This window comes from Dankookia rubra (assembly GCF_004355005.1).
Taxonomy (GTDB): Bacteria; Pseudomonadota; Alphaproteobacteria; order Acetobacterales; family Acetobacteraceae; genus Paracraurococcus; species Paracraurococcus ruber_A.
On sequence record NZ_SMSJ01000079.1, the window covers coordinates 1 to 23,304 of the forward strand.

The 23,304-nt window shown below is 69.4% G+C and carries 19 protein-coding genes and 1 tRNA gene; 4 read left to right on the forward strand and 16 right to left on the reverse strand.

Annotated elements, in window-relative coordinates:
* Positions 1-107: 107 nt before the first annotated feature.
* From E2C06_RS28915 to E2C06_RS28940, 6 genes are all read right to left on the reverse strand, one after another.
* Positions 108-1,175, reverse strand: a complete 1,068-nt coding sequence (locus tag E2C06_RS28915; RefSeq protein ID WP_241671522.1) for a ribonucleotide-diphosphate reductase subunit beta — start codon at positions 1,173-1,175, stop codon at positions 108-110.
* A gap of 92 nt (positions 1,176-1,267) precedes the next feature.
* Entirely contained in the window at positions 1,268-3,160 is a 1,893-nt protein-coding gene (locus tag E2C06_RS28920; protein ID WP_133292051.1) for a ribonucleoside-diphosphate reductase subunit alpha, read from the reverse strand.
* A 221-nt stretch (positions 3,161-3,381) separates the two neighbouring features.
* Positions 3,382-3,768 carry a hypothetical protein gene (locus tag E2C06_RS28925; RefSeq protein WP_133292052.1) on the reverse strand — a complete coding sequence of 129 codons (387 nt, stop codon included), beginning with the start codon at positions 3,766-3,768 and terminating at the stop codon, positions 3,382-3,384.
* A gap of 62 nt (positions 3,769-3,830) precedes the next feature.
* Entirely contained in the window at positions 3,831-5,117 is a 1,287-nt protein-coding gene (locus tag E2C06_RS28930; RefSeq protein WP_133292053.1) for an ArgE/DapE family deacylase, read from the reverse strand.
* Between the two features lie 52 nt (positions 5,118-5,169).
* The gene (locus tag E2C06_RS28935; protein WP_133292054.1) at positions 5,170-6,738 is read right to left on the reverse strand and encodes an ABC transporter substrate-binding protein; all 1,569 of its coding nucleotides are present in this window, start codon (positions 6,736-6,738) and stop codon (positions 5,170-5,172) included.
* 89 nt (positions 6,739-6,827) lie between these two features.
* On the reverse strand, positions 6,828-7,853 hold the full coding sequence (locus E2C06_RS28940) for an amino acid ABC transporter substrate-binding protein (RefSeq protein ID WP_133292067.1): 1,026 nt from the start codon (positions 7,851-7,853) through the stop codon (positions 6,828-6,830).
* Positions 7,854-8,207: 354 nt separating this feature from the next.
* On the opposite strand from E2C06_RS28940, the gene E2C06_RS28945 reads away from it, so the two are divergent.
* Positions 8,208-8,942: a family 16 glycosylhydrolase gene (locus tag E2C06_RS28945; protein WP_133292055.1), complete on the forward strand. Its 735-nt coding sequence runs from the start codon at positions 8,208-8,210 to the stop codon at positions 8,940-8,942.
* 292 nt (positions 8,943-9,234) lie between these two features.
* Here E2C06_RS28945 and E2C06_RS28950 read toward each other — a convergent pair whose 3' ends face one another.
* The 5 genes from E2C06_RS28950 to E2C06_RS28970 all read right to left on the reverse strand — a co-directional run bounded on the left by E2C06_RS28950 (position 9,235) and on the right by E2C06_RS28970 (position 13,842).
* Positions 9,235-9,588 (reverse strand): ArsC family reductase, encoded by a 354-nt coding sequence (locus E2C06_RS28950; RefSeq protein ID WP_133292056.1) that lies wholly within the window; start codon positions 9,586-9,588, stop codon positions 9,235-9,237.
* Positions 9,589-9,593: 5 nt separating this feature from the next.
* Entirely contained in the window at positions 9,594-11,168 is a 1,575-nt protein-coding gene (gene guaA, locus E2C06_RS28955; RefSeq protein ID WP_133292057.1) for a glutamine-hydrolyzing GMP synthase, read from the reverse strand.
* A 61-nt stretch (positions 11,169-11,229) separates the two neighbouring features.
* Entirely contained in the window at positions 11,230-11,808 is a 579-nt protein-coding gene (locus E2C06_RS28960; protein ID WP_133292058.1) for a GNAT family N-acetyltransferase, read from the reverse strand.
* 34 nt (positions 11,809-11,842) lie between these two features.
* Positions 11,843-13,177: an RsmB/NOP family class I SAM-dependent RNA methyltransferase gene (locus E2C06_RS28965; RefSeq protein ID WP_133292059.1), complete on the reverse strand. Its 1,335-nt coding sequence runs from the start codon at positions 13,175-13,177 to the stop codon at positions 11,843-11,845.
* Positions 13,174-13,842: a haloacid dehalogenase type II gene (locus E2C06_RS28970; protein ID WP_133292060.1), complete on the reverse strand. Its 669-nt coding sequence runs from the start codon at positions 13,840-13,842 to the stop codon at positions 13,174-13,176. The genes E2C06_RS28965 and E2C06_RS28970 overlap by 4 nt, the downstream gene beginning before the upstream one ends.
* Before the next feature lie 123 nt (positions 13,843-13,965).
* On the opposite strand from E2C06_RS28970, the gene E2C06_RS28975 reads away from it, so the two are divergent.
* Both E2C06_RS28975 and E2C06_RS28980 read left to right on the forward strand, forming a co-directional pair.
* Complete coding sequence (locus tag E2C06_RS28975; protein WP_133292061.1) at positions 13,966-14,751, forward strand: SDR family NAD(P)-dependent oxidoreductase; 786 nt, start codon at positions 13,966-13,968, stop codon at positions 14,749-14,751.
* A gap of 469 nt (positions 14,752-15,220) precedes the next feature.
* Positions 15,221-17,914 carry a hybrid sensor histidine kinase/response regulator gene (locus E2C06_RS28980; RefSeq protein WP_165982731.1) on the forward strand — a complete coding sequence of 898 codons (2,694 nt, stop codon included), beginning with the start codon at positions 15,221-15,223 and terminating at the stop codon, positions 17,912-17,914.
* Positions 17,915-18,044: 130 nt separating this feature from the next.
* On the opposite strand, the gene guaB is transcribed toward E2C06_RS28980, so the two are convergent.
* From guaB to E2C06_RS28995, 3 genes are all read right to left on the reverse strand, one after another.
* Complete coding sequence (gene guaB, locus E2C06_RS28985) at positions 18,045-19,589, reverse strand: IMP dehydrogenase (RefSeq protein ID WP_133292063.1); 1,545 nt, start codon at positions 19,587-19,589, stop codon at positions 18,045-18,047.
* Between the two features lie 153 nt (positions 19,590-19,742).
* Positions 19,743-20,447 carry an RlmE family RNA methyltransferase gene (locus E2C06_RS28990; protein WP_133292064.1) on the reverse strand — a complete coding sequence of 235 codons (705 nt, stop codon included), beginning with the start codon at positions 20,445-20,447 and terminating at the stop codon, positions 19,743-19,745.
* 127 nt (positions 20,448-20,574) lie between these two features.
* Positions 20,575-21,717, reverse strand: coding sequence for a Ppx/GppA phosphatase family protein (locus tag E2C06_RS28995; RefSeq protein WP_456305193.1), 1,143 nt, complete (start codon positions 21,715-21,717; stop codon positions 20,575-20,577).
* Between the two features lie 192 nt (positions 21,718-21,909).
* On the opposite strand from E2C06_RS28995, the gene E2C06_RS29000 reads away from it, so the two are divergent.
* A tRNA-Gln gene (locus tag E2C06_RS29000) sits at positions 21,910-21,983 on the forward strand.
* A 287-nt stretch (positions 21,984-22,270) separates the two neighbouring features.
* Here E2C06_RS29000 and E2C06_RS29005 read toward each other — a convergent pair.
* Together E2C06_RS29005 and E2C06_RS37990 are read right to left on the reverse strand one after the other, a co-directional pair.
* Entirely contained in the window at positions 22,271-22,624 is a 354-nt protein-coding gene (locus tag E2C06_RS29005) for a hypothetical protein (protein WP_133292065.1), read from the reverse strand.
* Positions 22,625-22,814: 190 nt separating this feature from the next.
* Positions 22,815-22,973, reverse strand: coding sequence for a hypothetical protein (locus E2C06_RS37990; protein WP_165982732.1), 159 nt, complete (start codon positions 22,971-22,973; stop codon positions 22,815-22,817).
* Positions 22,974-23,304 lie beyond the last annotated feature (331 nt).

Here is a 23,304-nt window from a genome sequence, read left to right on the forward strand (position 1 = left end):
GCTCGCCAGGGCAGCCGCTGCCTGACGCACAGCGGCGGCGCACATCGAAAGAGCGCCGCTCCGCCCCCAGCGGCATCAGTCCAAAATCCGGTTACCGGGACGGGCTCCTAGGGAACCTGTTGCGCCGCGGCGGGGGCGGCGGACCAGTCCTGGCCGATGCTCGGGGCCCAGACGTCCTCCCAGCTGCCCTCAGTGCTGGCGCGGGAATACTCGGTCGAGCGGTTCTCGAAGAAATTGGTGTGCTCGACCGCGTTCAGCATTTCGTCCAGCCAGGGCAGCGGATTCTTCTCGATATTGTAGTGCGGCTCGAGGCCGAGCTGCTGCAGCCGGCGATCGGCGATGAAGCGGATGTACTGCTTGGTCTGGGCGGCATCGAGGCCCTCGACGCCGCCCAGCTCGAAGGCCAGGTCGATGAAGGCGTCCTCGTGCTCGACGATGGTGGCGCAGATCTCGACCAGTTCCTGCTTCAGCTGCTCGGTCCAGATCTCCGGGTTTTCCTGCACGAAGGTGCGGAACAGCCGGATGATGGACAGGCAGTGCAGCGTCTCGTCGCGCACCGACCAGGACACGATCTGCCCCATCCCCTTCATCTTGTTGAAGCGGGGGAAGTTCATGAGGATGGCGAAGGAGGCGAAGAGCTGCAGCCCCTCGGTGAAGGCGCCGAAGGCAGCGAGGGTCTTGGCGATCTCGGTCTTGCTGGCGACCGAGAAGTTCTGCATGTAGTCGAACTTGTCCTTCATCTCCTTGTACTTGAGGAAGGCCGTGTATTCGACTTCCGGCATCCCCACCGTGTCGAGCAGGTGGGAATAGGCCGCGATGTGGATCGTCTCGGTGTTGCTGAACGCTGACATCATCATGAGCACTTCCGTCGGCTTGAACACCTGGGAGTAGTGCTTCATGTAGCAGTTATTCACCTCGACATCCGCCTGGGTGAAGAAGCGGAAGATCTGCGTCAGCAGGTTCTTCTCGGTCGGCGTAAGGTTCTTCTGCCAGTCCTTGACGTCGTCGGCGAGCGGCACCTCCTCGGGCAGCCAGTGGATGCGTTGCTGCATCAGCCAGGCGTCATAGGCCCAGGGATAGCGGAAGGGCTTGTAGACCGGATTGGAGGTCAGCAGGTCGAAACGGACCGGATGCTGGTCGGGTGGGAAATTGCCGTCGGCCATGGTGCCCGTCATTCGTTGTGCTGGGGGTGCAGGATCGTTGCGAGGACTGTCCATGCGGCGGACAGCCCCCTGTCGGATGGAACCGGACGGAGGCGCAGCCCGGCCTACTGGCAGGCGAGGCATTCCTCATAGTCCGTGCTGTTGCCGGCCTTGGCGACGATCGCCATCGGCCGCGGCTGCGGCACGTGCGCCGCCATCACGTCGCCCTGGCCGACCACCTTTTCGCTGATCGTGTCGGCCCGCTGGATCGACAGCGAACGGCAGTAGTACAGCGACTTCACGCCGCGCTTCCAGGCCATCATGTGGATCTGGTGCAGGTCCCGCTTGTGCACGTTGGCCGGCAGGAACAGGTTCACCGACTGGCTCTGGCAGACGAAGGGCGTGCGGTCGGCGGCGTGTTCCACCACCCAGCGCTGGTCGAGCTCGAAGGCCGTGCGGAAGGTCGCCCGCTCCTGCTCGGTCAGGAAGTCGAGGTGCTGCACGCTGCCCTTGTTGACCGTGATCGTGGTCCAGGTCTCGGCATCGTCGCGGCCGTGCTTCGCCAGCACCTTCTTCAGGTAGGGGTTGCGGACGATGTAGCTGCCGGACAGCGTCTTGTGGTTGTAGACATTGGCCGCGATCGGCTCGATCCCCGGGGATGCGCCGCCGCAGATGATGCTGATCGACGCCGTCGGCGCGATCGCCATCTTGTTGGAGAAGCGCTCCATCGAATTGTACTCGGCGGCATCCGGGCAGGGACCGCGCTCCTCCGCCAGGATGCGGCTAGCGAGGTCGGCCTGCTCGCGGATGTGCTTGAACATTCGCTTGTTCCAGACCTTCGCCACCACGCTCTCGAAGGGCACGTTCAGCCCCTGCAGGAAGCTGTGGAAGCCCATGACGCCGAGGCCGACCGAGCGTTCGCGCATGGCGGAGTACTTCGCCTTCGCCATGGAATCCGGCGCTGTGTCGATGAACTCCTGCAGCACGTTGTCGAGGAAGCGCATCACGTCCGGGATGAAGCGCGGATTGTCCTTCCACTCGAACCAGGTCTCGAGGTTGAGCGAGGACAGGCAGCAGACGGCGGTGCGGTCGCGGCCATGCTGGTCGCGGCCGGTCGGCAGCGTGATCTCGGAGCAGAGGTTGGAGGTCTTGACCTCGAGCCCCGCCAGCTTGTGGTGCGCCGGCATCGCCCGGTTCACCTGGTCGGAGAAGATCAGGTAGGGCTCGCCGGTCTCGATCCGCGCCGTGAGGATGCGGATCCAGAGCGCGCGGGCCGAGATCTTCTTCACAAGCGCGCCGTCCTTCGGGCTGGTCAGCGCCCAGTCCTCATCGGCCTCGACCGCGCGCATGAAGGCGTCCGGCAGCAGCACGCCGTGATGCAGGTTCAGCGCCTTGCGGTTCGGGTCGCCGCCGGTGGGGCGGCGGATCTCGATGAACTCCTCGATCTCGGGATGGGAGACCGGCAGGTAACAGGCGGCGGAGCCGCGCCGCAGCGAGCCCTGGCTGATCGCCAAGGTCAGGCTGTCCATCACCCGGATGAAGGGCACAACGCCGGAAGTCTTGCCGTTGCGGCCGACCTTCTCGCCGATGCCGCGCAGGTTGCCCCAATAGCTGCCGATGCCGCCGCCCTTGGCGGCCAGCCAGACATTCTCGTTCCACAGGCCGACGATGCCGTCGAGGCTATCGGACGCCTCGTTCAGGAAGCAGGAGATCGGCAGGCCGCGCGTGGTGCCGCCGTTCGACAGCACCGGCGTCGCCGGCATGAACCAGAGCTTGCTGATGTAGTCGTAAATCCGCTGCGCATGCGCGGCATCGTCGCCGAAGGCGCTGGCCACGCGGGCGAACAGGTCCTGGTAGCTCTCCCCCGGCAGCAGGTAACGGTCGTCCAGCGTCGCCTTACCAAAATCGGTCAGCAGCGCGTCGCGCGTCCGGTCCACCTGGACCTGGTGATGTCCTGCCAACTGTACCGCATCGAACACGGTCACATCCCCCTCAATCCCCCGGACCGGAGCATGCATGTTGGACGGTTCCTACACAAGATATTGGAGCGAGAGAGCAAGTCTAACACCATATCGGGTGTTTGGTTCAAAAAAATCGCCACGCAAAAATCCAGGCGGGAAGCCAATGTTCTCTTTTTGTTCGAACATAGGGCCGCGATTGCCGCCCGTCCGTCAAGCCTTTCCCGAGGGGGCGGGGGATGCCTCGGCGGGACTCGCGGCGCTTTCGCCGCGCCGAAGCGCTAGCCAGGATTGGCCGGTGCCCGCGCCGGCTCGCGGCCGCAATTCGGCGCCTCTGGCGCGCAGGGCCGGGTCCGGCGCGGCCTGCGCGCCGCGGCCTCGGCCGGGCGGTCGGCCGAATCGGCGGTCTTTCGTGCCGGGTCGGGCCTGGCCGGGGCAGCCTTGCCCTTGCTCCAGCTGCGGACCTCGGCCCAGATATCGCCCGGCTCTGTCTGCAGCGGCGCCAGGCCCGGGGTGCCGGCCGCCCCGGCATGGGGCCGCGCCGCGGGCCCGGCGCGTGGGGCGGGCTTGTCCTGCGCCGCCGCCAGGGCCGGCAGCAGCAGGACCAGGGCGGTGGCGACGGCCCCGCACCATCCAGGCCGGGCCGCGCGCGCGTGGGATGCGGGCATGACCATCCTCCTTGAACTGGAAGGCCGGTCTTTGTCAGGAATGGCCCCGGCGGCGCAAGCCTTCAGGCGAGCGGACGGGTGCCGCACCAATCGGCGATGAAGGCGGCGATCGACAGCGTGGTCTTCTTCAGGTGCGCCAGCTCGGTGCGCTCGTCGAAGGCATGTGCCCCCTCCCCCTTCGGCCCGTAGCAGAGGCCGGGGATGCCGAAATAGAGGCCATAGAACCGGGTGTCGTTCACCGCGGTGGTGATGCGGGCGGGCATCGCCTCGCCGAAGACCTGGTTGTGGGCCGCCGCCAGCACCGCCTCGGCCTCGCTCCCCGGCTCCAGCACGTAGCCATCCGCCAGGAAGCCGTGCCAGGTGACCGAGGGCGGGTTGTTGGCGAGGAAGTTGTCGCCCCGCGCCGCCTCGGCGACGCAGCGCTCCACCGCGGCGCGGGCCTCGGCCACGTCGGTGCCGGGCAGCAGGCCGATGCGGCAATCCACCTCGCACCAGGCGGGGGTGGAGCTCGCCCAGTCGCCGCCGCGGATGATGCCGGGGTTGAACTTCAGCGGCGAGTCGATGTCCTTGTACCAGGAATGCGCCTTGGCCTCCTGGTTGATCCGCTTCGTATGCTCCTGCAGCGCCTGGATCAGGTGGTAGGCCGAGAGGATGGCGTTGCTGCCGGACTGCGCCACCGCGACATGCACCGGCACCCCGCGCACCGCGATGCGGAACCACAGCGTGCCGGTATGCGCCCGGGTGATCGTCCCGCCCGTCGGCTCCGGCACCAGCGCCGCCTCCGCCCGGTAGCCGCGCAGCAGGGTCGAGAGCGCGCCGTTGCCGGTGCTCTCCTCCTCGGTCACGGTCTGCACATGGACATCGGCGGCGGGCTCCAGCCCCGCGGCCTTCAGCGCGTCCATGGCGAAAACCATGGCGGCGACGCCCGACTTCATGTCGTGCGCGCCACGGCCGTGCATCCAGCCATCCCTAATGGTCGCGCTGTAGGGCGGATAGGTCCACATGTCGGCCGGCCCTTCCGGCACCACGTCGATATGTCCCTGCAGGATCAGGCTGCGGCCGGTCGGGTCCTTGGCGCGATGCGTGGCGACCACCTGCACCGATTTTGCCGGGTCGGCCTCCACCATCGGGCTGGCCTTCGGGTGCTGCGCCAGGGGCACGTCGGCCAAGGTGTAGCGGTCGACGCCATAGCCGCGGGCCGCGAGCTGCCGCGCCATCCAGTCCTGCAGCGGCGCCTCGTTGCCACGGGTGCTCGGGAAGCGGACGAGGTCGCCGAGAAAGGCGACCTCCTGCTCGAAATTCGCCTCCACGGCGGCGGCGAGGCGGGCGAGCAGGGCGGCGTCGGGCATGCGGGATCCTTCCGGCGGAACCGCGCGAGCCTCCGCCGCGTGCGCCGACCGGTCAACCCGGGGGGTGGGCCAGCCGCGGCTCGGTCATGTTGGGCGGGCTCGGGTCGTAGACCACCTTGTCGCGCCGCCCGGCCCAGGCGTTCTTCAGGTTGATCACCGGGATCAGCCCCTTGTCCTCCAGCAGCGCGCGCATTGCCGCCTGGGTCAGGTCGCGCCGGCGCTCCTCGTCCATCGCGGTCAGGGCCTGGGCCAGCGGCCCGTCCACAGCCGGGTTGGAATAGCGCTGGCGGTTGAAGGCGCCGTGGCCGAGCTCCGCATTGCGCGTCATCACCACGTTCCGCAACGGGATGAGCGAGGTATAGCTGCTGTAGTAGGTCATGAAGATCGAGAAGTCGCGGTTGGTCGCCCGGGTGAAGAGCGTCGCCGGCGGCAGGGTCTGCACCTGCGCCTCGATGCCGATCCGGGAGAAGCCCTGGGCGATCGCCTGCAGCAGGTTGTCGTCTGACGGGAAGAAGCCGTTCGGCCCGTGCAGCGTCAGCCGGAAGCCCTGGGGGTAGCCTGCCTCCGCCAGCAACGCCCGCCCGCGCGCCTGGTCGAAGGGCAGCGGCCCGATCCCCTCCAGCCGGTGCTCCGCCCCGGGGGCCGCGAACTGGTCGGCTGGGGAGGCAAGGCCGCTGTAGAGGCGGTCGGCGATCTGCTGGCGCGGTATCGCCAGGGACAGCGCCTCCCGCACCCGCCGGTCGGCCAGGGGGTTCGCGGGCAGCGGCTTGCCCTGCCTGTCGGTCACGAAGGGCGAGGATTCCCGCATCGCGTCAGGCGCCAGGTAGACGAAGGTGATGCTGTCGATCTGGGAGACCGCGAAGCGCGCATCCTGCTGCAGGCGGGGGATGTCCTGCACGGGGACGTAGTCGATCAGGTCGACCTCCCCGGCCAGCAGCGCCGCAGTGCGGGACCCCGCCTGCGGGATGAAGCGGTAGACCACCCGGTCCCAGGGCTCGACCGGGCCGTACCAGTCCGTGTTGCGGGCCAGTTCCAGCCGCTCGCCCTGCCGGTAGTCGACATGGCGATAGGGGCCGGTGCCGACCATCAGCCTGCCGCTGTTGAAATCGGCAGTCTGCGGGCTCGGCCCATGGATCTTGCGCGACAGGATGACCGGCGAGGCCATGTCGAAGCGCATCAGCGGATTGGGCTCGCGCGTCCGTAAAAGGATCGTCTCCGCGTCCACCACCTCGACCGCCGAGATGCTGCGCACGGCGGAAGTGAACAATGCCGGGCTGTTCGGCACGGTGGGCACACGGGCGAAGGTGAAGGCAACATCCTCCGCCTCGAAGGGCGTGCCGTCGTGGAAGCGGGCGGCGGTATTGAGCTTCACCTCCCAGGTCAGGTCGTCGAGCGGCCGCATGCTGCGCGCCAGGCGCGGCTGGAACCGCACCTTGTTATCCAGCTCGAACAGCGACTCGAAAACCATCCGGGCGATCTGGTTGTTGTTCTGCGTATTGTGGTAGTGCGGGTCGAGCGCGCTGGGCGGCGTCTGCGCCCCGATGGTGAGCACGCGCTGCGCCGCGGACGGCCCCGCGGCAAGGATTGCGGCGGTGATCGTCGCCGCGAACAGACGATGCATGGGGACCTCCCGATCGGCCGGTCTCTGCCGGCCTGATCGGGCCAGCCTGCGGCGCCGCGCCGGGCTACGTCAAGCGCGCTGCAAACCCGTCAACGGATCGGCGGCGCATACTGCAAGCCACCCTTGGTCCAGAGATTGTTGATCCCGCGCGGCACGCCCATCGGCGTGATGTTGCGCTCCCAGCTTTCCTCGGAATTGCCGACTTGGCGGATGATCCGCACCGCCCAGTCGTTGTCGAGCCCCATCGCGCGGCCGAAGTCGCCCGACTTGCCGAGCAGCCGCTGCACGTCCGGATTGCCGCTGCCCATGAAGCCATCGATGTTCCGGCTGGTGATCCCCAGTTCCTCGGCCGTCACCATGGCGAAGTGGCTCCAGCGCACCACGTCGAACCAGCGCCAGTCGCCCTTGCGCACCACGGCCCCCAGCGGCTCCTTCGAGATGATCTCCGGCAGCAGGACGAACTGCTCGCCCTCCTTGCCCTGGCTGGTGCGGAAGGAGGCGAGCGAGGAGGCGTCGTTGGTATAGGCGTCGCAGCGGCCGCTGATGAAGGCCTGGCGGATCTCCTCGGGCTGCTCGATCACCACCGGGGTCATGCGCATCTTGTTGGCACGGAAGTAGTCCGCCAGGTTCAGCTCCGTCGTCGTGCCCGGCTGCACGCAAACCGTCGCACCATCCAGCTGCTTCGCCGACTTCACGCCGAGCGATTGCTTCACCATGAAGCCCTGGCCGTCGTAGAAATTCACCGAGGCGAAGGCGAGGCCGAGCTGCACCTCGCGCCCGAGGGTCCAGGTCGTGTTGCGCGCCAGCATGTCGACCTCGCCCGACTGCAGCGCGGTGAACCGGACCTGCGAGGTGGTGGGGACGAACTTCACCTTGGTCGCGTCGCCGAGCACCGCGGCGGCGACTGCGCGGCAGGTATCGACGTCGAGCCCGCTGTAATTGCCGCGCGCATCCGGCAGCGCGAAGCCGACCGCGTTGATCGAGACGCCGCATGACAGCTGACCGCGCGCGCGGATGGCGCCGATGGTGTCCGGCGCGGGCTGCGCGACGGCAGAAAATGTCGACGCGGCAATTCCGAACAGCGTCATCCCGAGGCGCGCGGCCTGCTGATACATCACGCTCATTCCTTTTCCCGCGTGGACCCGCTTGGCCCGAAAGCAAGCTTCGCCGCCGCATAGCGCGCGACGCAAGATCATTTCCGGCAAGTTTTGTGGCGAGAATGACCGCGTAAAAACCTAGGTGTCAGGCCGTTTTCACATTTTTGCCTACGAAACGTATATTATCTTCAATCCTTGCATTGCACGTGTGACGCAGGGTAACCGGGATTGCCGCCGGCGCTTCCGCCGGTGCGTGACGCAAATCAGGGGGGTACGGGGACATGGATCCCCGGCCGCGGCTCGAGTGTGCGCCTTCTGCGCGGCACGGGCTCCCCGCCCAGAACATGACCTCAACGCGGGAGACCGGGTTCAATGAGCAGCTATTTTTCCGAGAGCTTCAACAACGGCGTCGGCGCCCTCAACCACACCTGGGGCAATGGCATCGACACCAGCGTGCGCGGCCAGGTGACGGTCAGCGGCAACAGCGGGATCATGGAGAATCCCTGGGGCTCCGCCGCCGGCCATGGCTACGGCACCTACAGCATCACCCTGTCGATGAGCGGCCATGCCCCCGGCCCCGCCGCGCTGCTGTGGCCGGGCAACGACAAGTGGCCGGGTCCGGAATACGACCTCGCCGAGTTCATCGGCGGCCGCCCCTACGGCACGATGCACTTCAAGGGCTCCGACGGAAACGACGTCTATGGCTCGATCTACTACAACGGCGTCGACGAATCGAAGGTGCACACCTACACGCTCGACTGGCAGCCGGGCCGCCTCACCTTCTCGGTCGACGGGAAGGTCTATGGTGGCTTCTCCGACAATGTCGGCCGCGACTTCGACCATGGCGGCATCAACGAAGTCTTCTCGATCATGAACCGCGGCGGCGGCACCTCCATCACCGTCTACGACCTCTCCTACTCGCCGTCGGGCGGCGGCGGCGGAGCGGTGCAGGCCGAGGTCACCACGACCGGCAGCTCGACCGCCAACATTGACGTGCTCAGCGCCGATGCCGTGGCCCAGGCCAATGCGGACCATGGCGCCAGCCAGTACGAAGGCCTGCCCGGCTGGATGTGGCCCGCCGAGGCGCGCTGGTGGGACAACGGCTGATCCGCATGGACTGACAGCCAAGGCCTTTTCGGGGGTTGCACGCGCGGCCTGTCTCAACCAGGCCGCGCGGATGCCTGCCTTGCATCCGCCTGGGGTGGAGCGAGGACGCTTGTTCGCGTCCTGCCGCCAGCTTCGGCGGGCGCGCGTGGCAGGACGGGTGGGGAGGACAATGGATTTCCCCCCGAACCCCAGCTTTGCCTTTCGTGGGTTGGCTACCGCTGGACGGAGGGCGCCCTGCTCACGGACATGGATGAGGGGTCCGGGGCAGGTACCATCTTCCCTGCCTGGTTCCTCATCCTTGGCGGAAGCGCGCCGCGTAGAGCTCCGGCCTGAAGCCGACCAGCAGGGCCCCGTCCACCTCCAGCACGGGGCGCTTAATCATCGAAGGCTGCGCCAGCATGAGGCCGATCGCCTTCGCCTCGTCCAGTTCCTCCCGCGCCGCCTCGGGCAGCCTGCGGAACGTGGTGCCGGCGCGGTTCAGCAGCGCCTCCCAACCCACCTGCGCCAGCCAGCGGCGCAGCGTGGCTTCCTCGATGCCCTGGGTCTTGTAATCGTGGAAGGCATGCGCGACGCCGGCATCCTCCAGCCAGGCGCGCGCCTTCTTCATGGTGTCGCAGGCCTTGATGCCGTGGATGGTGACGGGCATCGCCGTCACTCCCACTCGATCGTCCCCGGCGGCTTCGAGGTGATGTCGTAGGTCACGCGGTTGATGCCGCGCACCTCGTTGACGATGCGGTTCGCTACGCGGGTCAGGAAGCCGATATCGAAGGGATAGACATCGGCCGTCATGCCATCCGTGCTGGTCACCGCGCGCAGCGCGCAGGCGCTGTCATAGGTGCGGCCATCGCCCATGACGCCGACCGTCCGCACCGGCAGCAGCACGGTGAAGGCCTGCCAGATCGCATCATACAGGCCGGCGTTGCGGATTTCCTCGAGGTAGATGGTGTCCGCGCGGCGCAGGATGTCGGCCTTCTCCCGCGTCACTTCGCCGGGGATGCGGATGGCGAGGCCCGGACCCGGGAAGGGATGCCGGCCGACGATCTCCTCCGGCATGCCGAGCTCGCGGCCGAGCACGCGGACTTCGTCCTTGAACAGGTCGCGCAGCGGCTCGACCAGCTGCATGCGCATGTGCGCGGGCAGGCCGCCGACATTGTGGTGCGATTTGATCGTGACGCTCGGCCCGCCGGTCGCCGAGACGCTCTCGATCACGTCCGGATAGAGCGTGCCCTGGGCGAGGAAGTCGGCGCCGCCGAGCTTCTGCTGCTCTTCCTCGAAGACCTCGATGAACAGCCGGCCGATGGTCTTCCGCTTGACCTCCGGGTCGGTGACGCCGGAGAGCTGGCCGAGGAAAAGCTCCGAGGCGTCGCGGTGGACGAGCCGGATGTTGAAGCGGTCGCGGAAGGTCTTCACCACCTGCGCCGACTCGCCGGCCCGCATGAGCCCGTGGTCGACATAGATGCAGGTCAGCTGATCGCCGATTGCCTCGTGCAGCAGCACTGCAGCGACGCTGGAATCGACGCCGCCGGACAGGCCGCAGATCACCCGGCCGGTGCCGACCTGTGCGCGGATCCGGGCGATCGCCTCGGCACGGAAGGCGCCCATGGTCCAGTCGTCGCGGCAGCCGCAGACCAATTGGGTGAAGTTCTTCAGCAGGGCCCCGCCATGCGGCGTGTGCACCACTTCCGGGTGGAACATGGTGCCGTAGTAGTGCCGCGCGTCGTCGGCGATCAGCGCGTAGGGTGCGCCCTCGCTGCTCGCCACCACGCGGAAGCCCTGGGGCAGGCGGGTGATCCTGTCGCCATGGCTCATCCAGACCTGCTCGCGCGCACCCTTCGCCCAGATTCCTTGGGTGATGGCGCATTCGCCGATGACGTCGACATGGGCACGGCCGAATTCGGCGGGATGGCCGCCTTCGACCAAACCGCCGAGCTGCGTCGCCATGGTCTGCTGGCCGTAGCAGATGCCGAGCACCGGCAGCCCGCTCTCGAAGACGAAGTCGGGAGCGCGGGGCGAGGCGCCCTCGGTCACGCTGGCCGGTCCGCCCGAGAGGATGATGCCCTTCGGCGCGAATTCCCGGATCCGGTCGTTGGAGGCGGTGAAGGGCCAGATCTCGCAATAGACCCCGGCTTCCCGCAGCCGGCGGGCGATCAGCTGGGTGACCTGGCTGCCGAAGTCGAGGATGAGGATGCGGTCGTGCCGGGCGGCGGAGGGAGCGGGGTCGTTCATGGCGCCTTGCAGCACAGCGCCGCGAGCCGGGCAAGCATTGCCGGCGCCAGGCCCAGATCCATCAGCCTTCCGGCGCCGGAGCGGTAGCCGCCAGCAGGGTTTCGATCGGGTCCCAGACGAAGGCCAGCTGCTGCATCGTCTGGCCGGCGAAGCGGATGCTTTCCTGCGCCGCCGGACGGCCGTGCAGGTGCTGGTAGAACCAGCGAGTGGGGTTGTCCTGCAGCACCCAGAGCATGACGGACCGGCAACCCACCGCCGCCAGATGCGCCGACATCGCCCGCATCAGCCGCCGGCCGATGCCGCGGTCGCGGTAGTCGTCCATCAGATAAAGGGTCTCGACCTCGCCCTGCGCCAGCCAGTCCCGCCGGGCCCGGCCGCCGGAGACGAAGCCGACGACGGTGCCCCCCTCCCCGGCCGCACCCACCGGCGCATCGGCGCCAGAGGCGACGGCGACGAAGACCGCATGGCCATGCCGGCGATCGGTGATCGCCTGCTCATAGCCCGCGGCATGCCGCAGCGGCGAAAGCTCGGCCAGGTAGCCGTCGGGAAGCACGCCGGCATAGGCCGTGCGCCAAGTCGACACATGCACGGCGCCGATGGCCTCGGCGTCGGCTGCGCGGGCGCGGCGGATGCAGATCATGCTGCGCGCTTCCCTTCCCTGGCTGGCCCTTCCCTCAGGACCGTCGTTGCAATACGGCGGCGAAGAAGCCGTCCGTGCCATGCTGCGCCGGGCTGGTGACCAGATACTTTCCCCCGGCCGGCGCATCCCCATTCATGCCCGCCGCGGCCCAGGCCTCGGCCATGGGGAGCGGCGCGAAGCCCGTGTGGCGGTCGAGGAAGCCGGACACTTGATCCTCATCCTCCTCCGGCAGCAATGAACAGGTAGCGTAGACCAGACGCCCTTCGGCACGCACCAGTTCCGCGGCGATGTCCAAAATTTCACGCTGTTTCGCACGCAGTTCGGCGAGGTCCTGGGAACCGGTACGCAGCCGCGCGTCGGGGTTGCGCCGCCAAGTACCTGTACCCGTGCAGGGTGCATCGACTAAGACCCGGTCGAACTGCCCCGCCCGCCGCTTCGCCCAGCGGTCGCCAGGCTCGAACAGGTGCCGCTCGGCATTGTCCACCCCGGCGCGGCGGAACCGGCGGACCGCCCCCTCCAGCCGCGGCGCATTGACATCGCATGCGGTGATGCGGCCCTTGTTCCGCATCGTCGCCGCCAGCGCCAGGGTCTTGCCGCCCGCCCCGGCGCAAAGATCGGCCACCCGCAGTCCGGGCCGGGCGTCGGTCAGCAGGGCGATCAGCTGGCTGCCCTCGTCCTGCACCTCGATCAGGCCATCGGTGAAGGCCTTGGTCGCGGTAACCGGGCGGCGGGAGGGCAGCCGCAGGCCCCAGGGCGACCAGCGGGTCGGCTCGCATTCGTACCCCTCGGCGGCGAGCGCCGCAGCGGCGTCCTCCCGCGTTCCCTTCAGCAGGTTGGCGCGGAGGTCGAGCGGGGCCGCGTGTTCCATCGCCGCGGCCTCCTCGGCCAGTCGATCGCCGAAGCGGGCGCGGAAGCCGGGCAGCACCCAGGCCGGCAGGTTCAGCCGGACCTCCTCCGGCATGTCGGGATGCACCAGGCCGGTGACGACTTCCGCCGCAGTGCCGCGGTGATGCGCCAGGGTCCGCAGCAGCCGCTCCTCCAGCACGTTCAGCGGCTCGGCGGCATATTGCCCGCCGGGGAAGGCGCGCAGCACGGACTCGACCTCCTGGCCTTCCACCAGCAGCAGCTCGGCCGCCACCAGCATCCGCGCGGTCGGGCGGCACTTGGCCCAGGCCAGCCACCAGTCGAGCCGCATCCTTTGACGGACCACGCCCCAGGCGCGGTCGGCAATGGCACGCCGGTCGCCGCCGCCGATGAAGCGGCGGGCGCGGAAGAAATCGTTGGCGATGGCGTCCGCCGGGCGGCGCGGCTGCGCCTCCAGCGCCTCCAGCAGCTCAATCGCCGCGGCGAGCCGTGCGGCGGGGGTCATGCCAGGCGCTCCGGCAGGGATGCGAGGTCGGGCAGCATCACCGCGGTCTGATCGAGCCAGTATTCCGCCGGCCCGCCCGATCGGTTCACCCAGAAGACCCGGAAGCCGAAGCGCTGCGCCCCATAGGCGTCCCAGGGGTTGGAGGAGACGAAGGCGACCTCGTGCGGCTGGCAGCCGAAGCGCGCGGTGGCCAGCGCATAGACCCGAGGGTCCGGCTTGAAGCAGCGCAGCGGATGCACCGAGAGCACGTCGTCCAGCAGCGGCCCGAGGCCGCCGGCGGCGACCGAGGCGGCCAGCATGTCCGGCGAGCCGTTCGACAGGATGGCCGCCGGGATGCCCATGGCGCGCAGGCGGGACAGCATCGGCGCCGCCTCCGGGTAGGCGTCGAGCTCCCGGTAGGCGGCGAGCAGCCCGGCCCGCATCGCCGGGTCGGCCGGCCCATGCACCGCGAGCGCGTGGTCGAGCGCCTTCTCCGTCAGCGCCCAGAAGGGCTCGTAGGCGCCGGTGGCGGAGAGGATCCAGCTCCATTCGATCTGCTTCGCCCGCCACAGCGCGGAGACGGCGCCGGCCCGCTCCCGCAGCCGGGCGGCATGGCGGCCGACCGCGGCATGGACATCCAGCAGCGTGCCATAGGCGTCGAAGATCGCGGCTTTCGGCTGCAGCATCGGGGTCCTCCGGTGATCTGGACCCTGTAGCGCATCCGTGGCGGAAAGGCGGCATCGCGCATGGCTGGCCCTTCCCGCGCGGCTTCGGCAGACTGCGCTGTCCAGAAGAAAACGGAGGAAACGATGCAGAACCCGATGGCCCTGACGGGCCGCACCATTGTCGTCACCGGCGCCGGCCAGGGCATCGGCCGGGCGATCTCGGAGCTCGTCGTCGGCCTCGGCGGCAATGCCGTGATGGTCGAGCGCAACCCGGAGACGCTGAAGGCCACCGCCGCCGAGATGGACCAGGAGCGCACCCTGCCCGTGCTCGGCAACGTCGCCGAGGAGGGTTTCGGCGAGTCATGCGTCGAGCAGGCGGCGAAGCGCTTCGGCGCGGTGCACGGGCTGGTCAACAATGCCGGCATCACCCGTCCCGCGATGTTCGCCAAAATGACCATGCAGCAGTGGCAGGCGGTGATCGATGTCAACCTGACCGGCTGCTACCTGATGATGCAGGCGGTGGGGCGGCACATGATCGACCGCGCCAAGGCCGACCTGCCGCAGCCGACCGGCACCACCGGGGCGATCGTCAACATCTCCTCGACCGCCGGCAAGCGCGGCTCGATCGGCCAGGTGAACTACTCCGCGGCCAAGGCCGGGCTGTTCGGGATGACCATGACCGGGGCGCGGGAATGGGCGCGCTACGGCATCCGCTGCAACTCGGTCGGCTTCGGCACGGTGGTGACGCCGATGACCGAGGTGATCCGCAGCGACAAATTCGCCGAGCAGACCATGTCGCGCATCCCGATGGGCCGCTACGCGCAGCCGTCCGAGGTGGCGCCGCTGATCTGCTTCCTGCTGAGCAACGGCGCGGTCTACATCACCGGGGAGAACATGACCGTCTCCGGCGGCAGCCACATGCAGCCCTGAGCCGGGGGCGCGGGCCCCGGGCAAGGGCCTGCGGGTGCCGCGCCCAGTCCCCGGGAACTTCGGACCGGCCCCCCGGGAGCTTTTGGAATTGAAGGGCCTGAAGTCGGAAATTCCCTCAAGCGGCTTGAGGCGCCGCCCGGCCGGGCGGCTGGAAAGCGGCGGCTGGGCTGGCATGCCGCCCGGGAGAATTGAGGAATTCAGCATTTGAGCCCTTGAGTCGCCGCGCCGGCCGTGCCGGTTTCGGACAAAGGGCGGGAAGACGGCGGGCGGGTGAGGGCCGAAAGGATTCGGTTGTCAAACAGCAAAGGACAAGAATCCTAACGCGAGGCCGGCCGGGATGCAAGCCGAAGCGGCGGCCCCACCTTCCTCGGTCCGGCCGGCGATCACGTCGTGCATGCCGGGTTACGAAAGGCGAAGCATATCCCTTATACCAAAGGGTGAAATTTACCCGCTGGTGTTTAGCCTCGCGATGCCCAGACCCGCCGCCGTGCCGCAGCCAGACCCGCTCCCCGCCCGAGGCATCCCCGCGCCGCCGCGGCGCGGCCGCTGGCCCGCCCGAAGCCGCAGCCTGCTGGTGGGCGGCGTGCTGCTCGCGCTGCTGATCCTTTGCGGCGCCGCCCTCGCGCTCTGGCGGACCCGGGAGGCCGCGATCGAGGACTGGAAGGTCCGCGCCAGCGGCTTCACCATTATCCTCGCCGAGCACGCCAGCCAGACCATCCGCGGCGCCGACCTCGTCCTCCGCTCGATCCAGCGGGAGGTCGACGAGGCCCGGCTCGACACCCCGGACCAGCTCCGTGCCCGGCTCGGCAGCCATGAATTCTGGGACCTGATGCGAAGCGCGGTGAACGGCGCGCCGCAGATCGACGTCGCCACCGTCATCGCCCCGAACGGCGACATCGTGAACTTCACCCGCAGCTGGCCGGCTCCGCCGATCAACCTGGCCGACCGGGACTATTTCCGCGCCGCCATCCAGCCGGGCTTCGAAGGCGTCACCCTCTCCGCCCCCGTCGCCAACCGCGGCACCGGCAGCACGGTCTTCTACCTCGCCCGGCAGCTGCGGAACGCCGCGGGCGCGCCGATCGGCGTGGTGATCACCGGCATCCGCAGCGACTTCTTCATGGATTTCTACAAGGCCATCGCCGCCGGGCCGGACTATGCCATTTCCCTGTTCCGCGCCGACGGGGTGCTGCTGGCGCGGGAGCCGTTGCCGGGCGCCATCCTCGGCCGGTCCTTCGCCAACCAGGCGGTGTTCCGCGATGTGCTGAAGCCCGGCGTGGTGGCCGGCGTGCAGCTCACCGACGGCCATCGGCTGGCCGGCGGCGGCACCGAGCTGCGCCTCGTCTCGCCGCGCCGGCTGGCCGACTTCCCGCTGGTCGCCAACGTCACCATCACCGACGCGACGGTGCTCGGCGACTGGACGCGAACCGCCCGCTGGACCATGAGCCTCGTCGTCCCGGCCGCCCTGCTGCTGCTCGGGCTCAGCATCCTGCTCGCACGCATGCTGGCGCGGCGGGAGACGATGCTGGCCGAGGTTTCCGCCGCACGGCAGGTCGCCGAGCAGGCGAACGAGGGGCTGCGCGCGGCGATGCGCGAGGCCGAGGCGGCGAGCCGCGCCAAGACCGACTTCCTCGCCAACATGAGCCACGAGATCCGCACGCCGATGAACGGCGTCATGGGCATGAACGCCCTGCTGCTGGAGACCGTGCTGACCGAGGAGCAGCGCAAGTATGCGATGCTGACGCGGGATTCCGCCGATGCGCTGTTGACCGTCATCAACGACATCCTCGACATCTCGAAGCTCGAGGCCGGTCGGGTCGAGCTGGAGGAGGTGGATTTCGACCTGGTCGCGCTGGTCGAGGACTGCGCCGCCCTGCTGGCCCCGCAGGCCGCCGACAAGCACATCGACGTTTCGGTCTTCGTCGATCCCGCCCTGCCGGTGCACATGCGCGGCGACCCGACCCGGTTGCGCCAGGTGCTGCTGAACCTGCTGAGCAACGCGGTGAAGTTCACCGCAACCGGCTCGGTCGCGCTGCAGGCGGTGCCGGAGGCCGCGGATCAGGCCGATGCCGGCGCGGTGCGGTTCGAGGTGCGCGACACCGGCATCGGCATCGCGCCCGAGGTGCAGGCCAGGCTCTTCGACAAGTTCAGCCAGGCCGACAACTCGATCACCCGGCAATACGGCGGCACCGGCCTCGGCCTCGCCATCAGCAAGCAGCTGGTCCAGCTGATGGGCGGGCGGATCGGCCTCGAGAGCGCGCCCGGCCAGGGATCCCGCTTCTGGTTCGCGGTGCGGCTGCTGCCGGCCCTGGCGCCGGTCGCCCCCGCGCCGGCCCTGCCCTATGCCTGGCGCAAGGCGCTCCGCATCCTGGTGGTGGACGACATCCCGCTGAACCGCGAGGTCTTCACCCGCCAGCTCGCGGCGCTCGGCTTCCAGGTGGAGGAGGCGGCCGACGCGCTGGAGGCGATCGCGGCGGTGGAGCGGTCGATCGCGGCGGACACGCCCTACGACGTCGCGCTGCTCGACCAGATGATGCCGGGGATGTCCGGCCTGACTCTGGCCGGGCGGATCCGGGCCATGCCGGGGGTGCTGCCGCTGAAGCTGGTGCTGGTCACCTCGGCCGGCCTGCCGGAGTCGCGCCGCAGCCTGGACGGGCTGGTCGATGCGGCGCTGGAGAAGCCGGTCCGCCGCGGCGACCTGCTGGCCTGCCTGGCCCGCCTCACCCAGGCCGAGCCCGTGACCCCGGCGCCGGGGCCGGCCCTGCCCGCCGCGGACGAGGAGCCGGGCGGCCTGACCGTGCTGGTGGCCGAGGATATCCCGGTGAACCAGCTGGTGGTCACCGGCCTGCTGAAGAAGGCGGGCTACCGGGTCCGCCTCGCGGCCAACGGGTTGGAGGCGGTGGCGCAGGCCACGGCGGGCGGCATCGACCTGATCCTGATGGACGTGCAGATGCCCGAGATGGACGGGATCGAGGCGACGCGGCGCATCCGCGAACTGCCCGGCGCGCTCGGCCAGGTGCCGGTGCTGGCGCTGACCGCCGACGCGATGACCGGGGCCGAGGCCTATTACCGCAAGGCCGGCTTCGACAACTACCTGGCCAAGCCGGTCCGCAAGGCCGAGCTCCTGGCCAAGCTGGCGGAGCTGCAGGAGCTGGTGCGGGACTAGAGCAGATCCCGATCAGGTGGGATCACCTGATCGGGTGAAGCTGCTCTGAACACGATGACCCAGAGCATTGGCCGTGAACGCATGTGAGCGGAAAATGCTCTAGCCCGCAGGCCGTCCCCCGCAGCCCGGCTCAGCCCTCGAGCCGGTAGTTCGGCGCTTCCCGCGTGATTGCCACGTCGTGCACGTGGCTCTCGCGCAGGCCGGCGCCGGTGATGCGGCGGAAGCGGCAGTTCTGCTGCATCTCGCCGATGGTGGCGTTGCCGGTATAGCCCATGGCGGCGCGCACGCCGCCGACGAGCTGGTGCACCACGGCGCCGACCGGGCCCTTGTAGCCGACCCGTCCCTCGATGCCCTCGGGGACGAATTTCAGCGTGTCCTGCACCTCCTGCTGGAAGTAGCGGTCGGCGCTGCCGCGGGCCATGGCGCCGAGGCTGCCCATGCCGCGATAGGATTTGTAGGAGCGGCCCTGGTAGAGGAAGACCTCGCCCGGCGCCTCGTCGGTGCCGGCGAAGAGGCTGCCCATCATCACGCAGTCGGCGCCCGCGGCGATCGCCTTGGCGATGTCGCCCGAGGTGCGGATGCCGCCATCGGCGATGGCCGGCACGCCCTGGGCGCGGGCCGCGGCGGCGCTTTCCAGCACCGCGGTCAGCTGCGGCACGCCGACGCCGGCGACGATGCGCGTCGTGCAGATGCTGCCCGGGCCGATGCCGATCTTCACCGCGTCGGCGCCGGCGGCGATCAGCGCCTCGACGCCCTCGGGCGTGGCGACGTTGCCGGCGACCACCTGCACCGCGTTCGACATCCGCTTGATGCGCTCGATCGCCGCCAGCACGCCGCCGGAATGGCCATGCGCGGTATCGACCACGACGACGTCGACCTCGGCGGCGATCAATGCCTCGACCCGGCGCAAGCCGTCCTCGCCGACGCCGGTGGCGGCGGCGACGCGCAGCCGCCCGAGCGCGTCCTTCACCGAGCTCGGGTGGGCCTGCGCCTTGTCCATGTCCTTGACGGTGACGAGGCCGATGCAGCGGCCGGCATCGTCGACCACCAGCAGCTTCTCGATGCGGTGGCGGTGCAGCAGGTGGCGGGCCTGCTCCGGCGTGACGTCGGCGGTCGCGGTGACCAGGTTGTCGCGCGTCATCAGCTCGTAGACCCGGGTGCCGGGGTCGCTGGCGAAGCGGACGTCGCGGTTGGTGATGATGCCGACCAGGCGGCCGCCCGGCTCGCCCGGCTTGCCGCGCTCGACCACGGGGATGCCGCTGATGCGGTGCTGGTCCTGGATGGCGCGGACATCGGCGAGCGTCTGGTCGGGATGGATGGTGACGGGGTTCACCACCATGCCGCTCTCGAACTTCTTCACCCGGCGGACCTGGGCGGCCTGTTCCTCCGGCGTCATGTTCTTGTGGATGACGCCGATGCCGCCCGCCTGGGCCATCGCGATCGCCATCGGCGCCTCGGTCACGGTGTCCATCGCCGCGGCGACCAGCGGGATGTTGAGCGCGATCTCGCGGGTCAGCCGGGTGCGGGTATCCGTCTGGTTCGGCAGCACGGCGGAATAGGCCGGCACCAGCAGCACGTCATCGAAGGCATAGGCCTCCTCGATGAGGCTGCTGCGGATGCGGCCTTGCGGGCCGCCCTGGGCACTGGTGGCGTCCGGGGAGGAATCGGGGGCCATGGGGGGACCTTTCGCACTCGGGCGCGACCTGCGCGGCGCACCCGCCCTTGGGGCGGGGATCGCGCCAGGGACGGGGCGGCCGGATCCGCTGCCTTGGCGCGTCCCCTTAGACCCTTGGGCGCGGTCGCGGCAAGCGGGTTTGGCGCGGCCGCGCTATGCGCCGCCGGTCTGGCTTGCCGGGCGGAAGCCGGTGGCGACCACGTAGAGCTCGGCGCTGTCCTTGCGGCTGGCCGGCGGCTTGACGTGACGCACCGTGGCGAAGCGCGCCTTGAGCTGGTCGAGCAGGTCCTTCTCCGTGCCGCCCTGGAAGACCTTGGCGACGAAGCCGCCGCCGGGCGAGAGCACCTTCAGCGCGAAGTCGAGCGCGAGTTCGGCAAGCGCGATGATGCGCAGGTGGTCGGTGGCGTTGTGGCCGGTGGTATTGGGCGCCATGTCGGAAAGCACCAGGTCGGCCTGACCGTCGAGCGCGGCCAGCACCGCCTGCTCCGCCGCCGGGTCCTGGAAGTCGCCCTGCAGCACGATGGCGCCGGGCACCGGGTCCATCGCCAGCAGGTCGAGGGCGACGACCTTCCCCGCATGGCTGTCCCCTTGGCCGGTCCGCTGCAGCGCCACCTGGGTCCAGCCGCCCGGGGCGGCGCCGAGGTCGACCACCCGTCCCCGCGGCTTCAGCAGATGCAGCTTGTCGTCGATCTCGATCAGCTTGAAGGCGGCGCGGGACCGGTAGCCGGCCGCCTGGGCGGCGCGGACATAGGGGTCGTTCAATTGCCGCTCGAGCCATTTCTGGCTGGCGGTGCTGCGGCCCTTGGCGGTCTTCAGACGCGTGGTGACGCCACGCCCGCCGGTGGGTTTTCCCTTCATGGGTCTCGCGGATCCTGACTGCCGCGCCTCGGCGCGAGGGTGATGCCGCGCCTTGGCGCGAGGGTGGCGCCGCGCCTTCACGTGAGAATGGCGCCGCGCCTCCGCGCGAGGGCGGCGCGGCCCGCGGCTAGGGCCCGTGCCGCCTGGCGAGGTGGGGCGCGCGGTCGCGCGGCGCAATGCGGTCGGCGCGGATCATCCGCAGCAGCATGCCCTCCCGCAGGCCGCGATCGGCGACCGTCAGCGTCGGCACCGGCCAGACCTTGCGAATGGCGGCATAGACCGCGCAGCCCGGCAGGACGAAATCGACCCGTTCCGGCCCGACGCAGGGATGCGCCGCCAGCCCGGCCCGGCCAAGGGCGAAGAGATCGCCCAGCGCCTGGTCGGCGACCTCGATGTCCAGCACGCGGCCATCGACCAGCGGCCTGCGGTAGCGCGGCAGGGCGAGCGCCACGCCGGCCAGCGTCGTCACGGTGCCGCTGGTGCCGATCAGCCGGACGCCGCCGGCGCGGATCTCCTGGCCGATGCAATGCACCCGGTCGAAGCGGCGGAGATGCTCCGCCACCTCGTCCACCACCGCGTGGAAGCCTTCCTCGGTGAAGCAGGAGGCGCCCGCGCGCTCCGCCAGCGTCACCACGCCGAGCGGCATGGAGACATAGCCGATCAGCTCGGCCGGGGGCTGGCCGCCGGCCTGGCCCGCTGCGGCGGGGACGCGGATCCAGGCGATCTCGGTGCTGCCGCCGCCGATGTCGAAGAGCAGCGCGCGGCGGTCCTGGTCCTCGAGCAGCGGGGAGCAGGATTCCATCGCCAGCTCCGCCTCCTCCCGCGCCGAGATGATGCGGGGGCGGAGGCCGGTCTCGGCCTCGACCCGGGCCAGGAAGGCGGCGCCGTTGGTGGCGCGGCGGCAGGCCTCGGTGGCGACGGCCTGGAGATGGCGGACCGGGCGGCGGGCCAGTTTCTCGGCGCAGGCGGCGAGCGCCGCGACGGCGCGGTCCATGGCGGTCTCGGACAGCCGGCCGGTGGCGGCCAGGCCTTCCCCGAGCCGGACGATTCGGCTGAAGCTGTCGACCACGCGGAAGCCGGCATGGGCCGGGGCGCCGACCAGCAGGCGGCAATTGTTGGTGCCGAGGTCGAGCGCCGCATAAGCGCTGGACGCGGTCCCGCAACGGGCCATGTAGGGCGGGGCCAGATAGCCGGGATGCCGCTCCGAGGCGGATCCATGCGGCTCTGCATGCGGCTCTGGCAGCCCGAGAGTTGCGGTATCGTCTGGCATCACGCTGGGCTGGTGGGCCCGTCTCCCTATTGGTACCGCTGGCGGTCGCGCCACCCTTGGCAGGGCCGCATGGTACATCGTCCTGTAATGTAGGGTGAGGGGCAAGCGCTTTCGACGGTGGGGTGGTTGCGGCCCGTCGGATGAAGTGGTAGCAGAGCCGCCCTGCCGCCGGAGAGGCCGGCAGGGTCCCGGTGGGGGATAGTTTAACGGTAGAACTCCCGACTCTGACTCGGGCAGTCTTGGTTCGAATCCAGGTCCCCCAGCCACTCCGCCACCAGCCCTCTGCTCCCCAGTGCGCATTCCCGGTCTGGCCCGCTCACGCGAGGCCCACCGTGCTTGCAACGCCCCCGCATGGGTCCCACATCGCAAGAGCGCTAGGTGTCTTCTACGACCGGAAGCGGCTCCCAGGTCCGGTATGCGGCGAGGTGGCGGTTGGCCTCCTCACCCCTCACTTCCGAGAGGCCGAACACCTCGCCAGAGCACTGGACAGGGCGTTTGCGGATGCCTGGAACCGTGCAGTGAACAAGGCAGCGGTGCTGGCGGAACCGCTGGTCTAAACGCCGTCCTTTGCCAGTACCTCAACCTGCTGATCGGGGTCGATATTGGCCGGAGACCCCGGCGGCAGCCCGGTCAGCCCATCCATGACGCGGCAGACCAGACCATCATTCAGGGCGTCCGAGAGCGTGAACGGATAGCGCGAACAAAAGGCGTCCGCTCGGCGCTCGTGGCGAGAACCGCTGCTATGTGATGCCACGGATGGCTTGCCGACCAAACTTCGCGGGATGGTAGAGGTGGGTGTCTCGAAAGCCATCGTGAAGGCGGCGGCGACCATCGAAGCGTAGATGGCCGGCGAGCAGACCATCGTATTCACGACGCCCGAGAACCCATTTCCCACCCCTGCCAGCACCCCCACGGTTCCATCGCGGGGCAGCCCAAGCCACTTCCATCAATGGCTGAGGAGGCTTTTACCTCCGGCGTGCGACATGCGGCGACGCTACCGAACCGGTCACGGGGCACGACCGCCGGGCACACCTGACCTCCACGGAGCGGCGCTTCCGCGAATGTCGAGCCAACCATATCCTCGACGCGGCGCTGCCTCACGCGGTGTAGGTCGAGCACGGCTCCGTTCTGCGCCGAGGCCAGAAGCGGATGCCGGTGACGCGGCGCGGCGCGGCGATGATGTCTGGTACGCCGCAGATCAGGTGGAACTGCGGTGCTGGACCGAAGCACCGGCCGAGCACGTCGAACTGCTCCAAGGCGGTAGCATGGCTGGAGCACGACAGCGGAAGTGATGCGGCGCAGCCCACCGCTCCCCACCATTGCTCTTCCCCCTCCCCTCCGTCTGCGCATTTTGCGGGACCAATCGCGTATCGGTTTGGCCGGCACCGCCGCTGCGCAGCAGAGGGCTCGACACCCGGGAGCGAGTGACTCACGGACGCGAGTGATGGTCGGAGAGCGGGACGGACACTGGCCGCATCGTAAGCGTCCGCCGACGACTACGGCGGCCTGCCGTGGGTCAGATAGCTTGGGGCCGCAGGGTCCAGGGTGCGAGGTCAGCGAGGCGGTTGATTGGGTGGTCGGCGATGC

What these genes read in the sequence shown, in the direction of transcription:
- E2C06_RS28915 (WP_241671522.1), bottom strand. Translation starts at nt 1,175, where the DNA reads ATGACGGGCACCATGGCCGACGGCAATTTCCCACCCGACCAGCATCCG.
- E2C06_RS28920 (WP_133292051.1), bottom strand. Translation starts at nt 3,160, where the DNA reads ATGCATGCTCCGGTCCGGGGGATTGAGGGGGATGTGACCGTGTTCGAT.
- E2C06_RS28925 (WP_133292052.1), bottom strand. Translation starts at nt 3,768, where the DNA reads ATGCCCGCATCCCACGCGCGCGCGGCCCGGCCTGGATGGTGCGGGGCC.
- E2C06_RS28930 (WP_133292053.1), bottom strand. Translation starts at nt 5,117, where the DNA reads ATGCCCGACGCCGCCCTGCTCGCCCGCCTCGCCGCCGCCGTGGAGGCG.
- E2C06_RS28935 (WP_133292054.1), bottom strand. Translation starts at nt 6,738, where the DNA reads ATGCATCGTCTGTTCGCGGCGACGATCACCGCCGCAATCCTTGCCGCG.
- E2C06_RS28940 (WP_133292067.1), bottom strand. Translation starts at nt 7,853, where the DNA reads ATGTATCAGCAGGCCGCGCGCCTCGGGATGACGCTGTTCGGAATTGCC.
- E2C06_RS28945 (WP_133292055.1), top strand. Translation starts at nt 8,208, where the DNA reads ATGAGCAGCTATTTTTCCGAGAGCTTCAACAACGGCGTCGGCGCCCTC.
- E2C06_RS28950 (WP_133292056.1), bottom strand. Translation starts at nt 9,588, where the DNA reads ATGCCCGTCACCATCCACGGCATCAAGGCCTGCGACACCATGAAGAAG.
- guaA (WP_133292057.1), bottom strand. Translation starts at nt 11,168, where the DNA reads ATGAACGACCCCGCTCCCTCCGCCGCCCGGCACGACCGCATCCTCATC.
- E2C06_RS28960 (WP_133292058.1), bottom strand. Translation starts at nt 11,808, where the DNA reads ATGATCTGCATCCGCCGCGCCCGCGCAGCCGACGCCGAGGCCATCGGC.
- E2C06_RS28965 (WP_133292059.1), bottom strand. Translation starts at nt 13,177, where the DNA reads ATGACCCCCGCCGCACGGCTCGCCGCGGCGATTGAGCTGCTGGAGGCG.
- E2C06_RS28970 (WP_133292060.1), bottom strand. Translation starts at nt 13,842, where the DNA reads ATGCTGCAGCCGAAAGCCGCGATCTTCGACGCCTATGGCACGCTGCTG.
- E2C06_RS28975 (WP_133292061.1), top strand. Translation starts at nt 13,966, where the DNA reads ATGCAGAACCCGATGGCCCTGACGGGCCGCACCATTGTCGTCACCGGC.
- E2C06_RS28980 (WP_165982731.1), top strand. Translation starts at nt 15,221, where the DNA reads ATGCCCAGACCCGCCGCCGTGCCGCAGCCAGACCCGCTCCCCGCCCGA.
- guaB (WP_133292063.1), bottom strand. Translation starts at nt 19,589, where the DNA reads ATGGCCCCCGATTCCTCCCCGGACGCCACCAGTGCCCAGGGCGGCCCG.
- E2C06_RS28990 (WP_133292064.1), bottom strand. Translation starts at nt 20,447, where the DNA reads ATGAAGGGAAAACCCACCGGCGGGCGTGGCGTCACCACGCGTCTGAAG.
- E2C06_RS28995 (WP_456305193.1), bottom strand. Translation starts at nt 21,717, where the DNA reads ATGCCAGACGATACCGCAACTCTCGGGCTGCCAGAGCCGCATGCAGAG.